Source organism: Trebonia sp. (assembly GCF_030042015.1).
Taxonomy (GTDB): Bacteria; Actinomycetota; Actinomycetes; order Streptosporangiales; family Streptosporangiaceae; genus Trebonia.
This window is the reverse complement of record NZ_JASIAL010000544.1, coordinates 21611-27793: the sequence shown is the minus strand read 5'-3', so window position 1 is coordinate 27793 and position 6183 is coordinate 21611. Positions and strand designations below refer to the sequence as shown.

Genomic DNA, 6183 nt, shown 5'->3' with positions numbered 1-6183 from the left:
TACGAGCGCATGGGCGTGATGGCGCAGGCGTACCTGGTAGGCTTCGCAGCATCCAGGGGCGGTTAGCTCAGCCTGGGAGAGCACCACCTTGACACGGTGGGGGTCGGAGGTTCAAACCCTCTACCGCCCACAACACGAAAGGCCCCCTGCGCTGGCGGGGGGCCTTGTCATGTCCGGCTAGGCGGCGGGCCGCCTCCGAAGACGGAGTTCATCGTGGCCGTCGTCTGGTTGACTTCCGGGTAGAGCATGTGCCGGTAGACCGCGTAGAACGCTGTCTCGGCTGCCTCGGGCGTCTCGAGCGTCTCGGGCACATCAGGCACATTGGGCATATCGGCCGCCCCGGCCGCACTGCGGTTTCCCCCGCCGCCGGGCCCCGCGTGCACCCTGCGCCGCCCGCGTCACGCGCCCGGCGGGATGCCTGAATTAACTGCCCCGGGGATGAGGCATGAGGCTTGGCTCAGGCATCTGCGCGCGGCGGTCGCGGCTGCCCGGCGCGGGTGCCCGCGGATGAGCCGGATCTGTGCCCGGCCGTGACCCCCCGCCGTCCCCTGCCGCCCGTGCCGCTGGCGTGCCCGCCCGGGGGATGCGCTTGATGATCATGGGCCGGAGGTGGCCGCGGGCGGTCCCGTTTGACCCGTGATCATGGTCCATGGGCGGTTTCCGGGAGGTGGTTCACGGCTGGACGGGGAAATGTCGGCTATGTGGCCGCCGCTGGCGGGGTTGACCCGTGACCTGCCCTGCGCCGCAAAGGGGCCAACGGCCACGGCTGGCACCTTCTGTGACCGAAGACCGCTCACGTGGTGACCGCAGAACTCACGGCCGGCTCACTAGCCGATCGTGCAGCTAGATCAACTTCTTGAATCGGGCTGCGTCCTGCAGGTCAGCCTTGAACCTGTCGAGTGTCGAGACTGTATACATGCCATCGATCTCGCCGTTGGCCCACAGCGTGTAGATCCTTCGCAGGTCATTTGCCCTACTGAGCCAGCCGACGCCGTCAATGGCTGCCATGACGGTCTGGCTGCCTTTGCGTACCTCGGCCATCTCCTCGACCTCGCGCACCGCGTCGGTCAGCTTCGAGCCGGTCGAGTCGAACGCCTTGGCCGCCACGACGACCTGCGCCGCAGCGCCGCCAGCCGGTATCGCAAGGTCACACGGTGCCGTCCTGCCGAACCGCCCCTCGAAGCGCGTTCGGGTTTCGTAGGTCAGTCCCAGTTCAACGGCGATTGCCTCGATTTGGTCCTCAAGAACGCGGCCGGAGGCCGACGCGGACACGGCCGTCACCCGAGCCCCGGCACGAGCGACCAGCACATCGCCAAAGCTGTAGGTGCGGCTGATCTGCGCTTTCAGGCTTTCCACCAGGCCGAACTGCGAGTCAAGCATCGCCACGATCTCGCCCGGACGCTCTCTCGCGGCTGTCACCCAGCCTGTCGTCCCCATGTGCTGCTTCAGCGCGTTCTTCAACTTCTCCTGTGACAGCCCTACCGTGAGGCCAAGGACGGGAACGGCCTGCGGGTTTTCCCGAGTCCATCGTTCCAGCGCGATCTTGTCGAGTGAGTCCAGCACGGCCAAGGAATCGGCAGCCATCTTGATTGCTGCGGCCTCAGGGGTTGAAGTGGTCGGGTCGACATGCTCGGTAAGACGGCTAAGCGTGGCGACATACTCATCGTAGGTGGGGATCGCCACGGCTACCGCGCGATGAAGATGTACTCGTCGACCGACCGGCGTGCGGCCGCCTGGTGAGTGCCGTAATGATAAGTGTGCGGGATAGCGCGCACTTCGACGTCCCGTTTCACCTCCAGGAGCAAGGTCGTGATCGTCTCCTTGTCAGGCAGAGCATTCGAACCGTAGGACAAGACGATCGCCCCCGCGTCGGCGAACCGCTTGAAGGTGTCGCGAAATGCTTCGACGATCGTTCGCTTATTGCTGAAACCCGTGACCAGTTTCGGCAGCTTCTTCGTGAGCGTGCCCATCATCAGCGTGTCGCCCTGCCAGTACCGCGACAGCCCTTCGAGGAAGTGGAATCTCTTGATGTAGCAGTTGTCGTCGCTCGGTGGGGCGTACGGGGGATCGAGGTACACAAGGTCGTATGGCCGTGCCTCCACCTGCGACGCCTCTTGCCGGGTTACCCGTGCCGCCGGACCTGAGAACACCGCGCGGTTATAGTCGTCCACATGCTCGACGAAGTGGTCCCGCATGGAAATTTGCAGATCGCGCCTGCCGTCGTCATAGCTGCTGAGGTCGCCGGAAATCGTGAAGACGCCGCGAGGCTGCTTCCGGGCCGCCGACAATACGAGAGCGCTGATCGCGAGCGCTCGCTCGTGCCCGCGCATCACGCAGATGTGCGACCACGCCGAGTCGAGGAACGCGAGGTCGCCCGGGTCGAAAAAGACACCGGTGAAGGTCTTGCGGATGAAATCACGGTCGTCAGCCGCCGGGCCGGTTATGCGCGCGACATCGGCTGCCGTGAGCCGGGTCGAATTGTTAACCACCGCCGCGCTCGCTAGCACGCCTGGGAATCCGAGCATGTCGTTCGCCGTGACCGAGAATCCCTGTCGTTTCAGCAGGTAGGACACCACCCCCGAGCCAGAGAAGGCGTCTAGTGCGGTCTGGCCACCTAGCTCCGCAAAGACTTCAGCGAGATGGGGCAGCAGCTTGTACTTGCTGCCCATGTACCGGATGCGTGGATACAGAGCAGCCGTCAGCGCTGCCGCGTCGAAGTGATGGCCGAACAGCGGCACCGCCGCCAGATCCACCGTGGACACGATTGTAGACCTCCCGTGCTGCCTTCCAACGAACGCTATCGGGTGCCTACGACGTTTCCAGGGAACTTGGCCCGGACACCGCGTGGCGCGTTACAATTACGCCTGGCCTGGGGTCAGCAGATTTGACCGAGCCCGCAGCGCGGGATCAGACCGCGGGGGCGCAGAAGGCGCGGCGGTATGCCTGCGGATTGGTCCGCAGCGCCCGGTGGAAGTGCTTGCGCAGGTTGTCCGGGCTGCCGAAGCCGCTCTTGCGCGCGACGAGGTCGATGGGCAGGTCGCTGGTTTCGAGCAGCCGCTGGGCGAGCCTGAGCCGTTCGCGCACGAGCCACGCCAGCGGGGTCGTCCCGGTACTGGCCAGGAACCGCCTGGCGAACGTGCGCGGGCTCATCGCCGAGCGCGCGGCCAGCTCGTTGACCGTCACCGGCTCGTCCAGGTGCTCCCGCAGCCAGCCGATCGTGGCCGCGAACAGGTCGCCGTCGCCGACGGCGGGCATCGGCGTCTCGATGTACTGTGCCTGCCCGCCCGGCCGGTGCAGCGGGACGACGAGGTCCCTGGCCACCCGCGCGGCGATCTCGGTCCCGTAGTCCCGCTGCACCACGTGCAGGCACAGGTCCAGGCTGGCCGCGCTCCCCGCGGAGGTGAGCAGGTCCGTTTCGTCGACGTAAAGCACCCCCGGGTCGACCCGGACCCGGGGATACCGGCGCGCCAGTTCAGCGCACTCGGACCAGTGCGTGGTCGCCGTGTGCCCGTCGAGGATCCCGGCGGCAGCCAGGATGAACGCGCCCGTGCACAGCGAGAGCACGCGCCGTCCCCGCGACCGGGCCAGCCGCAGGGCGTCGAGCACCGCGCCGGGGACCGCGCCGGGGGCCGAGGCCGGCGGCACCACGACGGTCTGCGCGGTGTGCAGCGCGTCCAGGCCGCAGGGGATCTCCATCCGCAACCCGGCGTCGGTGGTGACCGCCGCAGTGGCAGCGCAGACGGACAGGCGGTACAGCGGGCGCCCGGAACCCGTGGTGACGTCGGTGCCGAACACGTCGCACGCCGCGGCGAACTCGAACAGCGACAGTCCGTCGTAAGCCAGCACAGCGACCCCGGGCGCAAGCGTGGCAGTTTTGTCGTGCACCATGTCAATTGTGCCACTGTTGACGGCCGACGGCGCGGCTGAGACTGGTGCCATGCGTTCGGAACAGAGCATCCTCGTTCTCGGTGATCCGCTCGTCATGCGGCCGCGCCGGCTGGCCGACCGGGTGCTGGCCCGGGCGTTCGGCGGGCGGCTGGACGGCGAGCTGGCCGCCGGCGCCGTGCCGGAATCCAGCGTGCTGCGGGCCGCGCGCGCTCAGGAGATCGTGTCGCTGCGCCTGCGCCGGGAGATGGCAGGCGACTGGGACCACCTGCTGCGGGTCGCCTGCGCCAACGCGACGGACGAGCGAAGGCTGTTCATCTGCGCGGACCGGATCGCCGCCGCCGCGCCCGCCATCCGCGAGCTCACGACGAAGCTGGTCGCCCCGCTGCCAGTGCGGGCACGCGGCGTGGCGATGGCGAGCGTGCTGCTGACCGACGCCGCCGGCCCGGTGTACAACGAGAACAGCCGCCTCACCCTGGCGGCCGCGCTGGCGGCCGCGATATCCCAGCTCGACCCGGCCCTGCCGCTCACCGACGCGGCGTAGTCCGCTAGGTCCAGGTGTCGTCCCGAACCGGGCGCCTGGTCCAGGTATCGCCGGCGCGGCGGGGGTGTGTGCTCGTAGTCATGGTGTACTCCGTGAGACGATGTCCGGAACGGCCGGATATGCCGTTGTGTAATCGGCCCGATGCGTAGCGTATCGATACGCAGAGCAATCGTCAAATAACTCTATGTCATCATCGACTGTAGGACCCGCGTTTCTCGGCATCGATCTCGGCACCAGCCAGCTCAAGGCGCTGCTGACCAGCCCAGGCGCCCCGGGCGCCCGGGGCACCCCGGGCGGCCACGTCCTCGGGCGCGGCCGCGCGCAGTATCCGGTCACCGTGCCGGCTGCCGGGCAGGCCGAGACCGGCCCCGCCGACTGGTGGCGCGCCGCCGCCGGGGCCGTCCGCGAGGCCCTCGCCGCCGCGGCCGCCGGCGGCGCCCGCGCCGAGGTCGCCGGGATCGCCGTCGCGGGCCAGATGCACGGCGTGGTCCTCACCGACCGCGCGGGCGTCCCGCTGCGCCCCGCCATCCTGTGGCTGGACCGCCGCGCCGCCGCGGAGGCGGCGGCCTACCGCGAACTGCCCGCGCGGCTCACTCGCCCGCTCGGCAATCAGCCGTCACCGGGCATGGCCGGCCCGATCCTGCGCTGGCTGACCCGGCACGAGCCGGCGACCGTGCGCGACGCCCGCTGGGCGCTGCAGCCGAAGGACTGGCTGCGGCTGCGGCTGACCGGCGCGGCCGCGACCGACCCGACCGACGCGTCGGGCACGCTGCTGTTCGACCTCACCCGCGGCGGCTGGGCGACGGAGGTCATCGCAGCGCTGAGCCTGCCGGGAGAAAAGCTGCCTGACATCCGCGAGCCCACCCAGCTCGCCGGCCGCCTGCTGCCCGCCGCCGCGGCCCACCTGGGGCTCACCCCCGGCATCCCCGTCGCGACCGGCGCCGCGGACACCGCGGCCGCGCTGCTGGCGGCGAACCCGCCCGCGGACGCCGCGCTGCTCACCCTGGGCACCGGCGGACAGTGGGCCGTCCCCGCGGCCGCGTTCCATCCCGCGCCGAACACCAATGTGTTCCGTGCCGTCGGCGGCGGCCTCTACCAGCTGGCTCCCGCGCAGAACGTCGGGGTGACACTGGACTGGGTAAGAGCCCTCCTCGACGTCTCCTGGCAGGACCTGTACGACACCGCGGCCCGGCCGTGGCGCGCCGATACCCCGCTCTTCCTGCCTTACCTGACGCAAGAGCGCTGGGACGCGCCGGCGAGCGGCGCGTGGGCGGGCCTTACCCTCGCCCATCGCAAGGACGACCTGCTGCGCGGCGCGCTTGAGGGGGTCGCGTTCCTGCTGCGGGCGCGGCTCGCGGACCTGCGCGCCGCGGGCCACGAGCCGCGCAGTGTCGTCATCGGCGGCGGGGGCGCCCGCCACCCGGCCTGGCGGCAGCTGCTCGCCGACGTGCTCGGCCTGCCGCTGCGCCCGGCGAGCACGACCTGGCTCAGCGCGACCGGCGCCGCCCAGGTCGCCGCCGCGGCGGCAGGAGCGCTGCTGGAGGGAGCAGCCTGGGACCGTTCGGGGGAGGAGCCGGACGTGATCACTCCCGCGGCGCCGGACGCGGCGAGCGCCGGCTACGGCCGTTTCCTCAATCGAATATTTGTAGCCGCGAACTAAACACCCTAGCGGAGCTAATGACGCGGTAACAAGGCCAGGTTTGCCCGCACGGGGCACGCTGATCGGACAGTGACGCGGGCAAAGGCTGCTGCGA

General features: G+C 69.8%; 6 protein-coding genes and 1 tRNA gene. 3 read left to right on the top strand and 4 right to left on the bottom strand.

Annotated features, from left to right (window positions below; genetic code table 11):
• The first annotated feature begins 56 nt into the window (after window positions 1-56).
• A tRNA-Val gene (locus Q1N79_RS28990) sits at window positions 57-130 on the top strand.
• Window positions 131-167: 37 nt separating this feature from the next.
• Here the strand turns inward: Q1N79_RS28990 and Q1N79_RS28985 are convergent.
• From Q1N79_RS28985 to Q1N79_RS28970, 4 genes are all read right to left on the bottom strand, one after another.
• Window positions 168-311 carry a hypothetical protein gene (locus tag Q1N79_RS28985; protein WP_300614283.1) on the bottom strand — a complete coding sequence of 48 codons (144 nt, stop codon included), beginning with the start codon at window positions 309-311 and terminating at the stop codon, window positions 168-170.
• Window positions 312-843: 532 nt separating this feature from the next.
• The gene (locus Q1N79_RS28980) at window positions 844-1683 is read right to left on the bottom strand and encodes a hypothetical protein (protein WP_300614282.1); all 840 of its coding nucleotides are present in this window, start codon (window positions 1681-1683) and stop codon (window positions 844-846) included.
• Between the two features lie 2 nt (window positions 1684-1685).
• Complete coding sequence (locus Q1N79_RS28975) at window positions 1686-2753, bottom strand: DNA adenine methylase (protein ID WP_300614281.1); 1068 nt, start codon at window positions 2751-2753, stop codon at window positions 1686-1688.
• A 154-nt stretch (window positions 2754-2907) separates the two neighbouring features.
• Complete coding sequence (locus Q1N79_RS28970) at window positions 2908-3885, bottom strand: helix-turn-helix domain-containing protein (protein ID WP_300614280.1); 978 nt, start codon at window positions 3883-3885, stop codon at window positions 2908-2910.
• 52 nt (window positions 3886-3937) lie between these two features.
• On the opposite strand from Q1N79_RS28970, the gene Q1N79_RS28965 reads away from it, so the two are divergent.
• Both Q1N79_RS28965 and Q1N79_RS28960 read left to right on the top strand, forming a co-directional pair.
• Entirely contained in the window at window positions 3938-4429 is a 492-nt protein-coding gene (locus tag Q1N79_RS28965) for a hypothetical protein (RefSeq protein WP_300614279.1), read from the top strand.
• 184 nt (window positions 4430-4613) lie between these two features.
• Window positions 4614-6089, top strand: a complete 1476-nt coding sequence (locus Q1N79_RS28960) for an FGGY family carbohydrate kinase (protein WP_300614278.1) — start codon at window positions 4614-4616, stop codon at window positions 6087-6089.
• Window positions 6090-6183: the final 94 nt, after the last annotated feature.